An 18,606-nucleotide genomic window follows, 5' to 3' on the forward strand; every position below is an offset into this window, starting at 1 on the left:
ATCGCCGGCACCAACTCGAGCGCGACCCGAAGGTCGCCGCCCCGGACTCCATCGCCGAACAGCGGATCGACGCGTCGTCGACCCGCGGACCGCACACGCCTGGAGACGACGATGACGTTCCCGCACCCCGCCCGCACCCGCTGGGCCGGCCCCACGCTGCGCCCGCAGCCGGGCACCTGTCCGCAGCTCACCGCCACGCCAGCGGATCCGCACGCCCCGATCAACACGAAGGTGGCCCGATGAGCCAGACCGAACCACTGGTCGAGCTGATCTTCGACCGGCTCGCCGCGGACCGCGTACCCGATGACACCGCCGACCTCGTCCTCGCCGCGCTCGGCGACGACGCCGACCTGGACGCGGCGCTCGCCGGCCGGCCGACCAGCCTTGAGCCGCATCGTCCGGCGGAGAACGAGCCGCAGGAGCGGATCTGGCTCTCCTCCGTCACGGTTGCCGGCTTCCGGGGTGTCGGGCCGGAGCGCACTCTCGCCATCGAGCCCGGTCCGGGGCTGACCGTGGTGGTCGGCCGCAACGGCTCCGGCAAGTCCAGCTTCGCCGAGGCGGTGGAGCTGGCCCTGACCGGGGACAGCGCCCGCTGGGCGGACCGCAACAGCGTGTGGCGTACCGGATGGCGGAACCTGCACGCCGGGGACACCTGCCGGATCGCGGTCGAGCTGCGGGTCGACGGGGTCGCCACGCCCACCACCGTGACCCGCTCCTGGGCCGCGGACGCAGAGCTGACCGCTGCGCAGGTGCAGGTGACCAGCGCCCACGGCACCCACCACGGCCTTGACGACCTCGGGCTGGACCGGCCGCTGGCGCTGTACCGGCCGTTCCTCACCGCCTCCGAGCTGGGCCGGCTCACCGCCGGTACGCAGAGCCAGCTGTTCGACGCGCTGTCCGCGATCCTCGGCCTGGAAGCGGTCACCGACGCCGACCGCCGGCTGATGAACGCCGCCCGGCCCGTCGAGGCCGCCATCAAGGAGATACGCGCCCGCCGGACGGCCCTCGCCGTCACGCTCGGCGAGCTGCCGGACGACCGGGCGGCCCGAGCGGCGAAGCTACTCACGGACACCCGACCAGACCTGGACGCGGTGGCCGCGATCCTCGACGAACCCGACGAGCCGACCGCAGACGAGATGGTGCTGCTGTGCCGGCGACTCGCGGCGATCCAGCTGCCCGACGTTGACGAGGTGGCCCGGCTCGCCGAGCAGCTGCGCGCGGCCGGCGCCGAGGCGCGCCGTCAGGACGGTGGCCGGTCCCGAGCGTCAATGCGGACCGCGGAGCTGCTCCGGCTCGCCCTGGAACACCACGACGACCGGGGCGACAGTGCATGCCCGGTCTGCGACACCGGCACCCTCAACGGCGGCTGGCGGGCCAACGCGGCGGCGTCGCTCGCCGAGCTGCGGGACCGGACGCTCGCGGCCCAGGCCGCCGCTGCGCGGTTGAACGCGGCCATGCAGCGGGCACACCACCTGATCGACGACCTGGACGTCCCCGAGGGCACGGCCGACGGGGTACCGGTGGACGCGCTGCACGAAGCCGCGGCGGCGCTGCGGTCGGCGCCCGGAAGCCCGGAGGAGCTCGCCGACCATCTGACCGCCCGCTACCCGGCGGTGCTCGAGGCGGCGGCGCACGCCCGCGCGTACGCGACGGGCTTTCTCCGCCAACGCGACACCGGCTGGCAGACCGCAGCCGGTGAGCTACGGGCCTGGATCGACGCCGCCCGGACGCTGCCGGAACGCGAACAGAGACTCGCGCGGATCAAGGCCGCCCGCGCGTGGCTGAAGGCGACCGGCGCGCAGCTGCGCAACCAGCGCCTCGCTCCATTCGCGGCGCACTCGCAGCGGATCTGGGCGCAACTGCGCCAGGAGAGCAACGTCGAACTCGGGGCGATGACCCTCGAGGGCACCAACACCCGCCGGCGGGTGGTGTTCCCGGTCAGCGTCGACGGCGCGGACAACGGCACCGCGCTCGGGGTGATGAGCCAGGGCGAGATGCACGCCCTCGGGCTGGCGACGTTCCTGCCGCGCGGCTGCGCCCCGGAGAGCCCGTTCCGGTTCATCGTCGTCGACGACCCAGTCCAGAGCATGGACCCGGCCAAGGTGGACGGGCTGGCCCGGGTGCTCGCCGAACTGGCCGAGCAGCGGCAGGTGGTGGTCTTCACCCACGACACCCGGCTGCCCGACGCCCTCGCGCGCCTCGACCTCGGGAACTCTCGCATCGTGGAGGTGACCCGCGCCGAACGGTCGGTGGTGACCCTGCGGCCCGGCTCCGACCCGGTCACCCGCCACCTCGATGACGCGTACGCGCTGGCCCGCACCGAGGAGGTCGCCGCAGAGGTGCGCGGGCCGGTGGTGGCGGAGCTGTGTCGGTCGGCGATCGAGGCGGCCTGCCACCGGATCGTGTGGCGGCGCCGAGTGGCGCGGGGTGTGCCGCACGACAAGATCGAGGCGGCCGTCGTGGCCGCGTCCCGCCGGCTGACCACCACGGTCGCGTTGGCGCTGTTCGACGACGCCGACCGGGGCGGCGACGTGCTCGGGTACCTGGGCCGCCGGCACGGGTCGCGGGCGGTGGGCGCGTACAAGGCGTGCAAGGAGGGCGTGCACGGGGCGTACCTGTTCGACCTGCCGGAACTGGTCGCGGACGCCCGCCACCTCGCGGAGGCGCTGCGGCTCCACGCCGCTGCCGTGCCCGCGCCTCGGGACGGCGCGGAGGTCCGGTCGTGACCGCGTCGACGCCGCAGCGCCGCCTGGCGGCGGCCGACCAGATGCTGCGCGGCGCCGGCGAGCTCGGCGCGGCCGCGGTGACCGCCGGCTGGTGGCCCCGGGCGTGCGCCTGCCTGATCCGGCTCGCCCTCGAGGGCGGCATCGACGCGTACTGGCGGCGGACCCGGCCGGTGGTGGCCGCGTGCCGGCAGGGCCGGGCGAAGCAGCTGATGCTGCGCGGCCGCCTCGGACCCGGCGCCGCCGTCGCCCGACGGATCGCCTTCACCTGGGCGGCCCTGTCCGCCGCCGCCCACCACCACTGCTATGAGCTGGCGCCGACGGCCGCCGAGCTGCGTCGCCTGCACACCGAGGTGAGCGCCCTGCTCACCCACCTCGACGGAAGAACGGAACCTGAACGATGACGTACCCGCAGCCCGGACCCGACCGCACCCGCCCGCAGCCGGCGCTCCCCGGCGTCCCGGGCCCGTACCCGCCGGTCTCTGCCGTGCCGGGGCCCTATCCGCCGGTGTCCGCGCCTCCCGGCGGTTATCCGCCGGGCCCGGTCATGGCCTACCAGGCCGGCTACCCGCAGGGTCCGCAGCGGGTCACCGTGCAACCGGCGCTGACGTCGGGCATGGCGACGACGTCGCTGGTGCTCGGGATCCTCGGCGTGCTCGGCGGCTGGTGCCTGTTCGGGCTGCCCTGCATCCTGGCCGTCATCCTGGGCCACCTCGCCATGCGGGAGACCCGGGACGGCACGCGGTCGGGGCACGGCATGGCGGTCGCCGGCCTCGTCCTCGGGTACGTCTTCGTCGGCCCGATGATCCTCTTCACCGTCATGGTCTTCTTCGGCAGCGTGCTGAGCGCGGCCACCCCGACGCCCTGACCCGGGCGGAACAAGTACGACATCGGCCACCCGGCAACAGGCGCCATCAAGGTCGCCGGAAGGACAGGAAGCATGGCCCAGAAGAATCGCCTTCACTCCGTACCCGATCCGTCCCCTGAGCTGTCGCGCAGGCACGATGGTTTCGTCGTCACTGCCCGTTGGCACGCCCATGCCGGGTCGTCCGCCATCACCGGGCCGGACGAGGTCATCATCCGTGTCGCCGAGGACGCGGTGCCCGAGGTCCGGACCCGCGGCATCACCTCGGCGGTCCTGCACCGCACGGGCAGGCAGGTCGACGACATGGTGGCCGAGTTCCACGACCTGCCGAGCGTCGGCGCGTACCAGGTGATGGTTCGCCGCTACATCGAGCGACGCCTCGCCCAGTTGGCCCGGGCGCGGGGTGCGACCGCGGACGGCTTCGAAGCCGACCTTCTCGAGGTCTTCGAGGACCTGGCCGGCCGTGGGCACCGCGACCCGCTCGGGGCACTCGCCACGGCAACGGGTCGGTCGCGGCAGGCCCTTGAGCGCCTGCTCGACATGGCTCGTCGAACAGAGCCGGATCCCTATTAGGCAGCGCCGCGGCGCGGAACCTGCGCAGGCAGGTCGACGGGAATCGACACCTGCCGGACGAACACCTCCGGGCGTCTGCCCACCGGCCACCGAGTGTGGGAGACAGCCTGCCGGAGGAGTCCCTCAGAACCGACGGATTACACGATCAACGTTCAAAGATGAGGCACTACGCTGTGGCACCGTACTGGCGCCGACGAATACCTGACGACCGGGGAGACGATCCTGTGACTGACGTCGAGAACATCACTCTGGAGGCCGAACTCCTCGAGGAGGACGCCGAGCGTGAGATCGCGAATGCAGTGAGGGGCCGGCACGCGATTGCCCGCAAGTACGTGAAACGGGTGCGGAAGCGGAACCCCGACGCCACTCCTGCCGAGGTCATCACGATGCTTGAGCGGCACTACGTCACAGCGATCACTGTCGCCGGGGGCATCGTTACTGCCGGAGCGATTGCCGCTCAAATCGGGATCGCGCTGATCCCGGGCGGTGGCGCGGCTACGGCTGGGGCCAAGAGTGTGGGCGCCCACGTGGTGAGGAAGGCCGGCAAGGAGGCTGCGAAGAAGGCCGCCAAGGAGGCGGCGAAGAAGGCCGCGAAAGGCGCGGCGCTACACGCCGCGAAGAGAGGTGTCGCCGCCCTCCTCCCGGCTGGTGACGAGCAACTCCAGTTCGAGATCACCGCGATCTTCGCCCTGGCGATCGCCGACATTCACGGCATGGATCTTGACCGGGACCAGGCCCACGCTCTCGTCTACGGCCTGTCCAACGAACGCGTCAGTCAGAAGCAGATTGCAGCCATGGCAGCCGACCTCGCGAGCGCGTCAACGGACGGCATTGTCGGCGTCGGCCAGACCATCGCCTCCGGCCGCAAAGACTGGTCGCATTGGACCAACACTCTTGCCGACACCCTTCCAGGAGGCGCGGCACAAGACCTGGTCCGGACCGTTCAGACGGGTAAGTTGGAGGCCGTGCGCTCCGGCTTGAGCGGTAGGCAGCAGGCAGCGATCGAGTACGGCGTCGGCGCCCTTGCTGGCGGTGTCACTCGGTTCGTTTTTGGTCGCGAGGTCGTCGACGCGGCGAAGACGGCATTTGCCGAGGCGCCATCGGAGTTCCCAGATCACCTCGCAGTGCCGATCAATGTCACGGCGGAAGAAGAAGAGGACGAGCCGAATCGGGCGCTCGTGGCGCTCGAGGACGCGGCCAGGGCTACGGGCAGCTGGGTGGCGAGTGCAGCCGGCACCGTGACCCGACCCTTCCGAAGCGTCGACCTCGATGGCGATGGAGTTCCTGACGAACCTCAGGCGTTGACCGCCGTGAAGGGGGTCGGTGGGGCGATCGCCGGTGCGGCCGGGACCGTCGGCGAGGGGGTCGCGTCCCTGTTCAAGCGGAAGAAGCCAGGCAGGCTTGCCGCTGGTGAGCCGCGGGGAGAGATCGAGGCGGCCGAGGCGTCAGACGGCCAGTAGCTGGGAGGCACCCGCGCACCTATCCGGCACGGCTCCGAACGGCTTCGGCCAGGTAGGGTGCGTCTACACCGCCCAGGGCTTCGAGGACGAACGGTCGGTGTCATCATCGGCCCCGACCTGGTCGCTCGCGACGGCCGTTTGGTCACCCAGCGGTCCGAGTCAAAGGACGGCCAGCTGGAGACGGACGCGCGCCTTGCCGCCGTAATGGCGGCAAGGCGCGGACGCCATCACCGAGTACCGGCCAGTGTCAGCTGTCGGACGGGTCGCACTCGGGCTTGTAGCTCGTCTCGGCGCGGACCGGGGCCGCCTTCACGTCGGAGACCAGCTTGTCGACCGAGGCCCCGGCTGCCCGCAGCCGTACACCGGGCGCACCGTCGGCCTGCCACTTGGTCTTGGCCTCGGCGAGTGTCTGCGGCTTCCCCTCGAACTCACCAGCGCCGAGAACGCCCTGGTCGAAGGGGATGGTGTCGCCCGAACCGAGGCCCTCCCACGTACCCTTTTTCGGGTCGCTCGAGCACGGGTCGTCCATCCACTCGATGGCCTTGATGTAGGTGTGCCCCTTGTCGAGGCGGGACGAGTCCCTGAGCGCGAACTTGACCTCGCCGGTCCTGGCGTCGTTGTTGTTGAAGATCCAGCCGGCGGCGGACAAGTTGAACGTGGTCGGAGCCGCGTGCGGAGCGTCCGGCGCCGACCACAAGACCTTGTCCACCCGAAGTTTCACCGTGCGGCCGATCATGCCCTCGCCGCGCGCCAGCTCACCCTTGCTCGGCTTGAGCTTGACCTCGTCGAGGATCGTGACGACGAGCACGTGATCGGCATAGGTGGCCCAGTCGCTGGCGGTCTGGCTGGCCGTGCGGTCACGGCCGTCGCCCAGCAGGACATGTTCGGCTGCCTCGACCGGGGCTGCCTTGACCGGGGCTGCCGGCGGCGCGGCAGTCTCTGTCGTGGCGCACCCGGTGGTGGAGAGAATCAGCGCGCTGACCGCGACCGGCAGAGCGGCTACCCGCATACGTCGCATGACTTCCCCCATTAGTACGTGACGTTGATGAGGTGGGTGCTGTCCGAACCGAGATCGGACGGGAACTGGTCCTCATTGACCATACAGCCGAGTCGTGCGTCGCCCGGGTCAAGCCGCGGGGATGCGTCGTTGCCGTGAACCAGGCCGACGCCGTGCCCGGTCTCGTGGCACGCGATCGACCCGCCGTATCGCCGGAATCCGTCGGGCGACACGATCCGGATGTAGGTCTGATCGCATTCGTAGTACGCCGGGGCAGCGCCATTGCACCACGTGGCGCCCAGGATGCCCGAGGGCAGCGGCAGGTCGGCCTCCGCTTCCTGGTAGACGAGGTCGGTCTCGGCGTCGCCCGAGAAGACCGGCGAGGAGTCGTAGGTGAGCGCCAGGTCGGTGGGAACGTATTCGTTGAGGAGCATGGTCCGGAGGGCGTTGAAGTCGTCGGCTTCGAGCTCCCCCGGGTTGGCGCTGTCGGCGTACCAGTACACGTCGGCGTTGTCGGTGCGGCACACCTCGCCATCGGCCGGGCCCGAAGCACTCAGGCAGATCACGTCGTAGTTGGCTGTCGGCATCATTCCGTCGTACTCGTGGGTTGCTTGCGCCGGTCCCGATACCGCCACGACTGCGAGGACCAGGCCGGAAACCACGGTAGACCTGACGACATTTCGCATAGACGTTCCTCCCCGTTCAGGTTGCCGGAAACCTAGCATTCACCTCCCACGATGGCTGACCCCAGCGACAAAGCATTTACTAGCAACCCCCATCCCCTCGTTCCACATCGGACTGGGACGTAACGGGGGATCCGGAGAGAGGCCATCGCCGACGAAGACGCGACTCGTCACCACCACCGCCCTGGCAGCCACCGTCGCGACCAGCCGGCCGCGGGCCGGGATCACGGGGTCGCCCCGCCTAGCGCGGGACGTGCCGCCACGAGTAGGCCGAGCTGGGCGTCGGTTAGATTCGGGCAGCAGCCGGAGGTGTTGAACCCTTCTCAGGGAGTTTCTTGGATGAGCACGAGTCCGTCATCGAGGCCCTCCGTTCTCCCCGGCGCAACTGTCGGCGCTGCGTGGCCTGCGGTGGCGCCGGTTCCCCGGGCAGGCACGACACCGCCGGTCAGCCGTAGCGGCAGGCGCGCCGCGACGTACGCGCACCGCGGATCGTCCGGGATGGCGCCGGAGAACACCGGGGCCGCCTTCGAGCTCGCGATCGCCGAGGGCGCCGACGCATCGAGACCGACGTGCAGCTCAGCGCCGACGGGGAGCCGGTGATCATCCACGATGTGACCCTCCCCCGCACCACCGACGCCCGGCTGGCATTCGCCGACCGCGCACGCTGGAACGTGCACGACTTCACCCTCGCCGAGCTGAAGAAGCTTGACGCCGGGGGGTGGTACGACGCCGAATTCACCGGCCAGCACATCCTCACCTTCGACGAGCTGCTCGACCTGCTCGGCGGCCGGGTCGGCCTGAATCTTGAGCTGAAGTCACCCGCGGTCAATCCCGGGCTGGCGCAGGCGGTCGTCGCTCGGCTGCGCCGACGTCGCGACTGGATCGAGCCGGACGCCCACCCGCAGCCGCTGATCGTCGGGTCCTTCGATGAGCGGGCCCTCCGGGACTTCCACACGCAGCTGCCCGACGTCCCGGTCTCGCTGATCACCTACGACGTGCCGGCGGGCGGGAAGCTGACCGACCTCGCCGGGTGGATCTTCTCGGTCAACCCGGACATCCGCCGGCTGCGGCCCGACGACGCGGCCCGCGTCATCGGGGCGGGCCTGGCCCTGGTGCCGTGGACGGTCGACTCACCGGAGCTCTGGCGGTGGGCTCTGGACCTCGGCGTCGACGGCATGATCACCAACTACCCGTACGCGCTGAAGGAGATGCTGCACGGCCGCGACCCGGTGTCGGGCGTGGCGGGCGTGATCATCGAGGACATCAGCTACCACTCCCCCGGCGACGGACCGCGGTGGGCCGGCGAGCACGTCGTACTGCGCAACGTGTCCGACCGCCCGGTGGACGTCAGCGGCTGGTACCTGCACAACCAGGCGTCCGACCGGATCGTGGTGGGCGACGGCTATGTCATCCCGCCGGGCGGGCTGCTGCGGGTGCACACCGGCCCGGGCGACAACGACGCGACCACCTACCACATCGGGCGCGCCACTGCGGTCTGGAACAGCACCAACGGTGACTCCGCCGGGTTACACCGCGCCGACGGCACCATCGTCGACCTGTACGCGTACCTCGTCTGAGCCGACGGACCCGCCGAGCCGCCGACGAAGAGGGCCGGCTCCGTCGGAGCCGGCCCTCTTACTGAGGTGATGACGTGGTGGTCAGCTGACCGACTTGTTGTAACTCTGGATCGGGGCCTGCACGCTCGCCGCGGCGTCCTTCATAGCCTGGTCGGCCGGCTTGCTACCGACGATCGCCGCCTCCAGGCCGTCCTCGGACGCCTTGCGGGCCTGCGGCATCACGCCGAGCAGGCAGCCGGCCGACGCGACCGACGGCGGCAGTGCGTGCAGCTGGTCCACGGCGGTCTTGAACTGCGGGTACTGCGCCACCCAGTCCTTGTCGATCTGCTCGTCGAGCGCCTTGGCGTTGACCGGCACATATCCGGTGCCGGTGTGCCACTTGGCCTGCTGGGCCGGACTCACGGCGAACTTCACGAACTCCCAGGCGGCCCGCTTCTCCTTGTCGCTGTGCCCGACGCCGTTGATCCACAGCGAGGCGCCACCGATGATCGGTCCGCCCGTCGCCGAGCTGCTCGCCTTCGGGTACGGCGCGGTGAGCACGGTGAACTTGCCCTTGGCCGCCTCGACGTAGCCGCGCATGGCGCCGGTGGACTCCAGGTGCATCGCCACCGTGCCGGCCTTGAAGGCGGCCTGGGCGTCGTCGGTCTTGCGGCCGGTGTTCGTCGCGTAGCCGCCCTTGACCAGGTCCGCCCACCACTGCGCGACGCGCACGCCGGTCTCCTGGTCGAACTGCACCTTCGTGGCGTGGCCCTTGCGGCCGTTGCCGTTGTCGCAGTACTCCTTGCCGTCGGTGGCGATCAGCTGCTCCAGCAGCCAGCCGTAGATGGCGGCGCCGAAGCCGTACTGGACGGTCTTGCCGCTGGCGTCCTTGACGGTCAGCTTCTTCGCCATCTCCCCGATCTCGTCGAGGTTCTGCGGCGGCTTCGTCGGATCGAGGCCAGCCTTTACGAAGGCCTCCTTGTTCAGGTACAGCAGCGGGGTGGAGGTGTTGAACGGCATCGACTGGAGCTTGCCGTCGATCGAGTAGTAGTTGGCGATGTTCGGTTCGATGTCGCCCGCGTTGAACTTGTCCTTGTCGATGAACTTGTACATCGGCACGGTCTGCTTGGAGTCGACCATGAAGCGGGAGCCGATGTCGTAGATCTGCACCAGCGCGGGAGTGTTCTTCTGCTGCACCGAGGCCTTGTACTTGGCGATCGTCTCGTCGTAGTTGCCCTGGTAGATGGCCTTGACCTCGACCTTGCCACCGCTCTGGGCGTTGAAGTCGGCGACCAGCTTGTCGATCGCCTCGGCGTTGGCGCCCTTCATCCCGTGCCAGAACTCGATGGTGGTCTTGTCGGTGGCCTTCTCGAGCACCTCCGCGCCGGGCGCCTCGAGAGCGTCCTTGCCGGAATCGGTGCCGGACCCGGAGCCACCGCACGCCGTCAGCGCGGCGGCGGCTACCAGGGCGACGAATGCGCTCATGCTCCGGCGGAGCCTAGGTTGTCTCACGGATTCTGCTTCCTACTCGTTGCTCATAGTTGAGCAGTTCGGATGGTTCGCTCTCCGCTCGGTGGTGGCCGGGCTGGAGTCCTGGACCGGCAGTCTGGTCCGGTGGCGATCGGTCCGGTCCTGCAGGATCTGCTTCACCTTGTGGTGTGGGGTGTGCAGGGCGATGTCGGGGTCGCCTGCTCTTTGCAGGATGTTGATCGCGGCGTTCACGTCGGCCTGCCACACCACCCCGCACGAGGTGCAGTGAAGCCGGTCCCCGTTGCGTCGGCCGAGCCGGCCGCAGCGGTGACAGGTTTGTGAGGTGTAGGCGGCGTTGACGGGAACGAGTGCAGAACCTCTGCGCTCCGACACGTTTGCCAGGGCCTCGGCGGTGACTCCTTTGGTCCACGCGGCGAGGCGCCGGTTGGTGTTCTTAGGAAGCTTTTTGCGGCTGGTGAAGCGTTTGGTGAGGTCTTCGGCGATGACGGTCGAGGCCTTGTCGACAACCTCGTGCACGGCGGTGAAAATCTCCGTACGCACCCGCGCCCGATGCCGGGCGGCCTGCCGGTCCCGCTTCACACTGCCGAGGTTGTTGACCTTGATCCGGCGCGCTTTCGCGTGGTCACCCCGCAGTGTGGCGGTGTTCGCGATCGAGCGCAGCTTCGCCCGCCGCCGGTTGCGTTCCTTCAACCGGTCCGACTCGGCGGTCAACAGCTCACCGAGCCGTGCACCGTGGGGCCGGCCGTCCGAGTCGGTCAGGGCTTCCGTGTAACCCTTGTCCACGCCAATCATGCGGTCGCCGCAAGGCCGCTGCGACGACCGCAGCTGGGATGCGTCGATCTGGTAATGCACCTCGACCCGGCCGCCGCGCAGGATTAGGCGCAACGTGCCCGTCGGCGCCACCGTCGTCGACAGCGGGATCCTGACCATCTTGCGACGTTCCCGGCCCGGGACCGCCAGCCACAACCGGCCCCGCCCGTCAACGAGCGTGTTGTGCTGGTCGGCGCGCACCACAATCTGATCATGCGTGCGGTTACGGCCACGCCTCCAGCTCTTGCGCATCTGCCCAGCCAGGAACGGGTCACTGGCCCACTGATCGGCCCGCAACGCGGTGAACATCCGCTTCCGCTCGGCCGGATCCGTGATGCGTCGGCTGATCGCCCGCCGCACCTGCACCTTGGCGGCCGCCAGGTTCGCGGCGATGTCGGCCATGGCGTCGCGGAGGGTTTCCTTCCACGCGTTCGCCAGCACGCCGAACCGGATGTGCGTGCCATTGGCCAGCCACCGGTCCCGCACCTGCCGGTCTGTCAACCCGGACCCGGCACCGTTGATTGAGCCGTAGCGCTGCCACACCTCACTACGCACGAGGCCCAACCGGCGGGCCTGCTCCACCAGGGCGGCGTACTTGCCCGGATTCAGTCGCGCCGAGTAGGCGATCCGGGTGACCTTCACCGATCACCCTCCATGGTCAAGTCCGCCCCCTTCAGCGCAGCGCGCCGGCGGTGAGGCCGCGGACGATGTAGCGCTGACCGAAGAGCACGACGGCCAGCGTGGGAAGCAGGGACAGCGCGACGCCCGCGAGGACGAGGCCCGGTTGCGCCACCTCGGCGTCGTTGAGCTGGGAGATGCCGATCTGCAGCGTCTGGTACTCGGAGTCGCGGATCAGGATCAGCGGCCAGAAGTACTGGTTCCACGCCGAGAGGAAGACGTAGACCCCGACCGCCGCGATCGAGGGCTTGGACAGGGGCACGATGACCCGCCACAACAGGCGCCAGTGGCCGCACCCGTCGATCACCGCGGCGTCCCGCAACTCGGTCGGGAACTGCAGGAAGGCCTGCCGCAGCAGGAACGTGCCGAACGCGGAGGCCAGGAAGGGCAGCACGAGACCGAGGTAGGTCAACCCACCCCGCGCCAGACCCCAACCGGAGATGGCCAGGTAGTTGGGGATGATGATCGCTTCCCACGGCACCATGAGGGTGGCGAGGAACAGACCGAACGTCACCGCCTTCGCCGGCAGGCGAAGGAACGCGAAGGCGTACGCGGCCAGGATGCTCGTGACGATCTGGGCCACCGTGATGACCCCGGCCTGAATGGCCGAGTTGACGTAGAAGCGACCGAGCGGCACCGAGCGGAAGACGTCGCTGATGTTCTGCCAGTAGAGCTCGTGCGGCACCAGCGCCGGCGGGTAGGTCGCCAGGTCACCGGGCCCCATCACGGCACCGACGAAGCCGTAGTAGATGGGGAACAGGACCGGGATCGCGGCCAGGCCGAGCACGACGTAGACGGCGACCTGCCCGAAACTGAACTTCTTCATCGATAGTGGACCCGCCGCTCGAGGACGCCGAACTGGACAGCCGTACAGCCGAGCATGACGATCAGCAGCACGACGGCCTGAGCGCTGGCTGATCCGAAGTCGGAGGACCCGAAGGCGAACGCCTTCTCGTAGATCGAGTAGACCAGCGTCGTAGTGGCCTGGTCCGGGCCGCCCTTGGTCAGGATGTGGATCTGCCCGAAGCTCTGCAACGCGTGGATGGTGGAGACCACGACGAGGAAGAACAGCTGTGGGGAGAGCAGCGGCACGGTGATCCGGGACGCCAGCCGCCAGCCGGTCGCACCGTCCAGCCGCGCCGCCTCGACCACCTCGGGCGAGATGGCCGCGACGCCGGCGGAAAGCACGAGGACGTTGTAGCCGAAGTTCATCCACACCGTCGCGGCGCAGACGGCGGGCAGCGCGATCGACGGGTCGGTGAGCCAGTTGACCCGGTCGATCCCGAGGGATCCGAGCAGGCCGTTCGCGACGCCGATCGCCGGGTTGTAGATGACGGCGAAGACGACCGACGCGGTCGCCACCGAGAACGCGAACGGCAGCGCAAACGCGGTGCGCAACACCCGTACGCCGCGGATTCGCGCCTCCAGCAGCAGCACCACGAAGAGCGCGCCCAGGACGGCCGGCACCACGGACAACAGCGTGAACAGGCCCGTCGTGGCCAGTACCTTGCCGAACTCGGCGGACAGCATCTCCCGGTAGTGCTCCGCACCGACGTACACCGACGGGGCGCCGAAGAGGTCGTTGCCATGCACGGACAGGTACAGGGTCCGCCCCAGCGGCCAGAACACGAACAGCGCGAAGACCACGACCGACGGCAGCAGCAGCAGCCACCCGAGACCCGATTCGGTGAAGCGCGCCGGCTCCCCTCGTCGGACGGTGGAGCGGGTGGACTCTGTGGTCGGCGCGCGGACATCCCGTGGGGCGCTGACAGTGCGAGGGGGAGGCACGGCAGCACAGTACCAACGGCATGGGCCGAAAGAAATCCTTCGGCGCAGGACCCCGGAGCTGGAAGTTCCTTCCAGGAGTGGACGGCCTCCCCGCTCTCCTCTGGGGCGACTCGAATCGACACCGGCCGTGATCTCTGGGCCTCCCATCCCTTGTAGAGGGCGTTCTACGAGGTTGCGCCGTGAGGCGTGGCGAGCAGGCGCCGTGAATCGTGCCGGACGGACTGTGGCAGCGCATCGAGCCGTTACTGCCCAAACCTGAGCGCAACCCGTCCGGGGCGTAAGCGGATCTCGGACCGGCAGGTGCTGTGCGCGATCCTGTTCGTGCTGAACACCGGCCTCCAATGGGAGCTCCTGCCACAGGAGCTGGGGTTCGGGTCCGGGATGACCTGCTGGCGGCGGCTGGCGGAGTGGATCCGGGCCCGGACACTCCGGACATGCCCGGTCTCGAAGTCTTGCCAGAGGCCGCAGCGGACGTGGACGTCCAGATCCCGTGGGACGAGGTTGCTCGCCGTTCGCCATACCACGGGAGGCCGTGAACGTCCCCGGCTAGGTCGGCCCAGCCGTCGCGACGGCGTCGGTCGAGGGCCGGCGCTGACGTCGGGCATGGCGACGGCGTCGTTGGTGCGCGGGATCCTCGGGGTGCTCGGCGGCTGCTGCCTGTTCGGGCTGCCTTGCATCCTGGCGGTCATCCTCGGCCACCTCGCCATGCGGGAGACCCGGGACGGCACGAGGTCCGGGCATGGCATGGCCGTCGCCGGCCTCGTCCTGGGTTACATCTTCGTCGGCCCGATGATCGCCTTCACCGTCATGGTCTTCTTCGGCAGCGTCCTGACCGCCGCCACCCCCACCCCCTGAACAGGGCCCGCTCCGCCCAGGTCGGATCCACCGCAACAGGCGCCACGAGGTGCCGGAAAGACAGGAACACCATGCCCCAGGAAACCCCCGATCGCGACCGGTTCGTCGAGCTGTCCCGCCAGGCCGGCGGCTGCTTCATCACGGCCCGCTGGGGCAACGACAGCGAGACGGCGGGCATCACCGGACCGGACGAGGTAGTCATCCGCCTCGCCGACAACGCGGACCCAGAAATCCGGTCACACGGCCTCACGTCGGCGGTGTTTCACCAGCTGGGCCGGCAGGTCGACGACATCGTGGCCGAGTTCCACGACATGCGGAGCGTCGGGGCGTACCAGGTGATGGTGCGCCGCTACATCGAGGGCCGGCTCGCCGAGCTGGCCCAGGGACGGGGCGCGACAGCGGACGGGTTCGAGTCCGATCTGCTGGCGGTGTTCGAGGACCTGGCAGGTCGCAGACACACCGACCCGGTCGGTGCGCTCGCCACCGCGACCGGCAGGTCCCGGGCGGACCTCGATCAGCTCCTCGACGTGGCCCGTCAATAACACCATTCAGCACCGGCAGGACCGCGTCGCCAGCTGACCGCCGGGCCGAGGCGTGTGTATAGCGCAGGCGGTCCTCGGCCCTGCGGTTGCCGGGACGCCCCGGGCCACGGTCGTTCGGGCATCGGCAAGGCTCGACGTGCACGTCCAGTGGCTGCGCTGGCAGGCGGGTCAAAGCATGTTGCCGGCCTCCGCTCGCCGGGTGCCCCCGCCTGAGTCCGCCGATCAGCCGTCGTAGCTGAGTCCGTGCCCGAAGGGGTAGAGGGCACCCGACCCGTCCGCGCGCGGGATCGTGACGGGCAGCTTGCCGACGGGGTTGACCTCCCCGAACATCACGCGGGTCAGCGACTCCATCTGGGCGGCCGTGTAGCCGTAAGTGGCAAGGTAGGTGGGCGCCTCGGTGAGGTACGAGATGTCGTAGGGGTTGCGCATCCCCGAAACGACGACCGGCTTGCCCGTCGCGAGCAGCGCCTTGACCAGGGCCTGTTGAGCGGCGGCCGATGCGGTGGGCAGCCCGGTGGTGGCGCTGACGCTGGCCGCGTTCATCGTGGATACCACCACGAGGTCGCTGTTCGCGGCTTGGGCGACCACCTGGTTGATCGTGGCCTGGCTGGGCGTCGTGCCCGTCTCCCTGACCGTGACGGTCTGTCCGCGTTGGCCAATCGCGTTGCCGAGCGTGCCCGTCGTGGTCACGCCCCAGCCGGTCACCAGAACGTTCCGCGGGTCATGAGTTAACGGCAGCACGCCGGCATCGTTTTTCACGAGCGTCGTGGTGTGATCCGTGATGACTTGTGCGTCGGCGAGGTGGTCCGGCGCGCCAACGACCTTCTCCGCCAGGTCGACATCGACGAACGGATCGGCGAACAGACCCCTCTTCATCTTCAGGCGCAGGATCCGGTAGACGGACTCGTCGAGGCGCCGTGTGGAGATCTCGCCGCTGCGGATCGCGTCGAGCACCGCGTTGTAGGCGACATCCATCTGCGGCGCCAGCACGAGCTGGTCGGCTCCGGCCTTGAACGCCTCGACCGGCGCGATGTTCGGCGGGTACGTGCTCGTCGCCCCGCCCATGTCGAGGGCGTCGGTGACGATGAGCCCGTCGTAGTCGAGTTCCTCGCGGAGCAGCCCGGTGAGGATGGATTTGGACATCGTCGCCGGTGCGCCGCTGGGATCAACCGACCGGAGCACGACGTGCGCGGTCATGATCGTGTCGACGCCTTCGTCGATGGCCGCCCGGAACGGCGGCAGGTCAATCGCCTCGAGCTGCTCGCGGGTGTGGGTGACCTCTGGCAGGCCGAAGTGGCTGTCCACGGCGGTATCGCCGTGCCCCGGGAAGTGCTTGGCAACCGTGGCCACACCGCCGTCGTGGTAGCCGTCCACTTGGGCGGCCACCATGCCGGAGACCAGGGCGGGGTCCTCACCGACCGACCGCACACCGATGACGGGGTTGGCGGGGTTGACGTTCACGTCGGCGACGGGTGCGTAATTCTGGTTGATCCCGACGGCCGCCAGTTCGGTGCCGATCACCTCGGCTGAGCGGTGTGCGTCCGCCGTCGATCGTCCCGCGCCGAGGGCCATGTTGCCGGGCATCGCAGTGGCCGGTGCGACGAGCCGGAAAACGACCGCGCCGCCTTCCTGGTCGGTGGAGATGAGCAACGGAATCGGTTGCCGCTGGCTGACGGCGGCCGCCTGTAGCCCGTTGGACAGCGTGGCGATCTGCCGCGGGTTCTGCACGTTGTCGGGCCCGCGCCTGGAGTCGTAGTAGATGACCCCGCCCGGCTTGTACTTGTCGATGACCTGGGCCGGAGTGTCCACACCGTACAGCGCCTGGTTTCTCGCCGCCATGGCCGGGGACACCGAGTTGGCGTCCTGGCCGTACACCTCGACGACGAACAGCTGCCCAACCTTCTCCTGCAGTGTCATGTGCTGAAGCCTGCTGATGATCTTGCCGCGGAGCGTCGCGTCGTCCGAATACCCGGGCCAATCACGGTCTGCCGCGCCGATAGGGACCTCCCCCGCAGCGACCGACCGCACCGCCGTGGACGACAGAAGCGCCCCAACCGAGACAACGGCGACGCAGACTCGAAGACCGAACCGATGGCGCATGCCAACCTCCGGAGGGGCGACCAGTGTGACCAACGTCACTGTAAGCGAACTTAACTGTGAGCGATAGATCTACCTGCCGGGTCTACGGCGCCGTTGCGTTGTGGGATCGGAAGACGCGTCAAGCCCGTGTCGGGTGGGCGATCAGATCGCTTGGGCGAGTTCGGCAAACGCCGCTGCGACCCGCATAGCGGGCGGGGTGTCGATGCGAGGGCAGACGTCTTGACTGACGAGCTTCAGACCGCCAGCGCGCCACGGAAGGCGACGCATTCCGACGTGACGAAGAGGTCACCGAGCAGGAGGACCCGGTGCCGGGCTACCACTGGGCCGAGGTCACGACGCAGGCGTCGAGCTCCTCAATCGCTGCTGCCGCCGCTCGAGCCATCACGCCGCTCGGCTCGCCTGCCCGCTATCGCTTGTGCGACGGAGCCGGCGATGATGGCGAGGGTGACGGCGACGGCGGCGGGCCCTCGGTCGAGTTGCTGGATGCGGCCCATGCGGAACCAACCATCCACGCGAAGGCGACGGCAAGGATCACGATCGCTCCCCGCAGCGCCGCCCAAAAGGCCTTCAACAGCGCGGGTACGAGCGCCTTGGCTTTCTTGTAGTCCGACCAGGCCCGGTGAGCAACCTGGTATGCCCGGCCGGCCGCGAACCCGATCCCAACACTCATGATTACTAGAACGGCCACGCTCGTAGTCATCCACTCACATTTGCATGATGCATTGCTGATAGTCACTGGACCGAAACAGCAGCAGCGCTGACGGGTAGCCGACACCTGCAGGTAAACGACAGCACCCTGCCTCGGAACGTCGCATCGTCGAGTCAATCCAACGTCAACCAGCCCCATCAAGGGGTGTCTGCCACTGTCGACCGCTGTCCGCCGTATCATCGGGCCCGGATCGGGCACGAGTGCTGGCTACACTGTCGCGAATGTCAGTCAGTTATCCGATGTTCCTCGTCATCGTCGGCGGCATGCTCTTTGCCGGGGTTTTCGCGATACCTAGCGGCATTCTCGCCATCCGCTTCGGCGTCGCCCGCGGCATCAAGGTCATCGGTACGATGATCATGCCGGTGGTGGGACTCGGCGGGGGCGCCGGACTGCTGTGGGTGAACCCCGTCGAAGGTGAATACAAGGTGGGGATCTGGTTCCTTCTCCTGGGTGTGCTCGGACCCTTCGCCGCCGTCTATGACCTGCGCCGCGTGTTCGAACACCGGCGGCGGGCGCGAGCCGAGGCGGAGCGCGCGGCGCGGCGCCCGTCCTACGAACTGAGCAAGATAAGACTGCCACCCATGGACTGACTGATAGGTCGGCAGGTCGCTGGTGGAATGGATCCTGGGCGCAGATGGCGCGGCGGGACATCTGCCTGATGTCCGACGGTCGGGCGTCGGGCTGGTGACCGGCGTCGGCTTGCGCTCAGCTCCTCCGTTTCAGCTCTCCGGCGACCCCCGGTTTGTAGGTTGGCGGGGAGAGCCCAGTTCCAGTGC

Annotated in this window: 18 protein-coding genes and 1 pseudogene; 12 read left to right on the forward strand and 7 right to left on the reverse strand. The window is 69.1% G+C overall.

Translation table 11 applies throughout. The annotated features are described in order from the left end of the window. Positions 1-111 precede the first annotated feature (111 nt). From ACFYOS_RS19280 to ACFYOS_RS19305, 6 genes are all read left to right on the forward strand, one after another. A complete protein-coding gene (locus tag ACFYOS_RS19280; RefSeq protein ID WP_387143062.1) occupies positions 112-243 on the forward strand; it encodes a hypothetical protein in 132 nt (43 codons plus the stop codon). Beyond that, positions 240-2,726, forward strand: coding sequence for an AAA family ATPase (locus ACFYOS_RS19285; protein WP_387143065.1), 2,487 nt, complete (start codon positions 240-242; stop codon positions 2,724-2,726). The genes ACFYOS_RS19280 and ACFYOS_RS19285 overlap by 4 nt, the downstream gene beginning before the upstream one ends. Further along, complete coding sequence (locus ACFYOS_RS19290) at positions 2,723-3,127, forward strand: hypothetical protein (protein WP_387143068.1); 405 nt, start codon at positions 2,723-2,725, stop codon at positions 3,125-3,127. The genes ACFYOS_RS19285 and ACFYOS_RS19290 overlap by 4 nt, the downstream gene beginning before the upstream one ends. Beyond that, entirely contained in the window at positions 3,124-3,591 is a 468-nt protein-coding gene (locus tag ACFYOS_RS19295; RefSeq protein WP_387143071.1) for a DUF4190 domain-containing protein, read from the forward strand. The genes ACFYOS_RS19290 and ACFYOS_RS19295 overlap by 4 nt, the downstream gene beginning before the upstream one ends. Before the next feature lie 72 nt (positions 3,592-3,663). Beyond that, complete coding sequence (locus tag ACFYOS_RS19300; protein WP_387143074.1) at positions 3,664-4,161, forward strand: hypothetical protein; 498 nt, start codon at positions 3,664-3,666, stop codon at positions 4,159-4,161. Positions 4,162-4,385: 224 nt separating this feature from the next. Further along, a complete protein-coding gene (locus ACFYOS_RS19305; RefSeq protein ID WP_387143076.1) occupies positions 4,386-5,621 on the forward strand; it encodes a hypothetical protein in 1,236 nt (411 codons plus the stop codon). 247 nt (positions 5,622-5,868) lie between these two features. Here ACFYOS_RS19305 and ACFYOS_RS19310 read toward each other — a convergent pair whose 3' ends face one another. Both ACFYOS_RS19310 and ACFYOS_RS19315 read right to left on the reverse strand, forming a co-directional pair. After that, a complete protein-coding gene (locus ACFYOS_RS19310; RefSeq protein ID WP_387143078.1) occupies positions 5,869-6,639 on the reverse strand; it encodes a hypothetical protein in 771 nt (256 codons plus the stop codon). A gap of 11 nt (positions 6,640-6,650) precedes the next feature. Next, positions 6,651-7,304, reverse strand: a complete 654-nt coding sequence (locus ACFYOS_RS19315; protein ID WP_387143081.1) for a hypothetical protein — start codon at positions 7,302-7,304, stop codon at positions 6,651-6,653. A 554-nt stretch (positions 7,305-7,858) separates the two neighbouring features. On the opposite strand from ACFYOS_RS19315, the gene ACFYOS_RS19320 reads away from it, so the two are divergent. Next, a complete protein-coding gene (locus ACFYOS_RS19320; RefSeq protein WP_387143148.1) occupies positions 7,859-8,878 on the forward strand; it encodes a glycerophosphodiester phosphodiesterase family protein in 1,020 nt (339 codons plus the stop codon). Between the two features lie 81 nt (positions 8,879-8,959). Here the strand turns inward: ACFYOS_RS19320 and ACFYOS_RS19325 are convergent, their stop codons facing one another. Genes ACFYOS_RS19325 through ACFYOS_RS19340 form a run of 4 tightly spaced genes read right to left on the reverse strand, consistent with a single transcriptional unit; the run spans position 8,960 to position 13,624 of the window. Next, positions 8,960-10,342, reverse strand: coding sequence for an ABC transporter substrate-binding protein (locus ACFYOS_RS19325; RefSeq protein WP_387143085.1), 1,383 nt, complete (start codon positions 10,340-10,342; stop codon positions 8,960-8,962). A 39-nt stretch (positions 10,343-10,381) separates the two neighbouring features. Beyond that, positions 10,382-11,800, reverse strand: coding sequence for an RNA-guided endonuclease TnpB family protein (locus tag ACFYOS_RS19330; protein ID WP_387143088.1), 1,419 nt, complete (start codon positions 11,798-11,800; stop codon positions 10,382-10,384). 31 nt (positions 11,801-11,831) lie between these two features. Next, entirely contained in the window at positions 11,832-12,662 is an 831-nt protein-coding gene (locus ACFYOS_RS19335; protein WP_387143091.1) for a carbohydrate ABC transporter permease, read from the reverse strand. Then, positions 12,659-13,624: a carbohydrate ABC transporter permease gene (locus ACFYOS_RS19340; protein ID WP_387143094.1), complete on the reverse strand. Its 966-nt coding sequence runs from the start codon at positions 13,622-13,624 to the stop codon at positions 12,659-12,661. Before ACFYOS_RS19340 ends, ACFYOS_RS19335 begins: the two co-directional genes overlap by 4 nt. Positions 13,625-13,830: 206 nt before the next feature. Here ACFYOS_RS19340 and ACFYOS_RS19345 point away from each other — a divergent pair. The 3 genes and pseudogenes from ACFYOS_RS19345 to ACFYOS_RS19355 all read left to right on the forward strand — a co-directional run. Continuing rightward, positions 13,831-14,044: pseudogene (locus tag ACFYOS_RS19345) on the forward strand (transposase); the annotation flags it as partial. A gap of 183 nt (positions 14,045-14,227) precedes the next feature. Further along, positions 14,228-14,479: a DUF4190 domain-containing protein gene (locus tag ACFYOS_RS19350; RefSeq protein WP_387143097.1), complete on the forward strand. Its 252-nt coding sequence runs from the start codon at positions 14,228-14,230 to the stop codon at positions 14,477-14,479. Between the two features lie 71 nt (positions 14,480-14,550). Then, entirely contained in the window at positions 14,551-15,021 is a 471-nt protein-coding gene (locus tag ACFYOS_RS19355) for a hypothetical protein (RefSeq protein ID WP_387143100.1), read from the forward strand. A gap of 222 nt (positions 15,022-15,243) precedes the next feature. Here the strand turns inward: ACFYOS_RS19355 and ACFYOS_RS19360 are convergent, their stop codons facing one another. Next, positions 15,244-16,938, reverse strand: a complete 1,695-nt coding sequence (locus tag ACFYOS_RS19360; protein ID WP_387143104.1) for a glycoside hydrolase family 3 protein — start codon at positions 16,936-16,938, stop codon at positions 15,244-15,246. Between the two features lie 488 nt (positions 16,939-17,426). Between ACFYOS_RS19360 and ACFYOS_RS19365 the strand changes: the two genes are divergently transcribed. Next, the gene (locus ACFYOS_RS19365; RefSeq protein ID WP_387143107.1) at positions 17,427-17,726 is read left to right on the forward strand and encodes a hypothetical protein; all 300 of its coding nucleotides are present in this window, start codon (positions 17,427-17,429) and stop codon (positions 17,724-17,726) included. 325 nt (positions 17,727-18,051) lie between these two features. Continuing rightward, entirely contained in the window at positions 18,052-18,420 is a 369-nt protein-coding gene (locus ACFYOS_RS19370) for a hypothetical protein (RefSeq protein ID WP_387143110.1), read from the forward strand. Positions 18,421-18,606: the final 186 nt, after the last annotated feature.

Source organism: Micromonospora sp. NPDC005806 (assembly GCF_042871425.1).
Lineage (GTDB): Bacteria > Actinomycetota > Actinomycetes > Mycobacteriales > Micromonosporaceae > Micromonospora.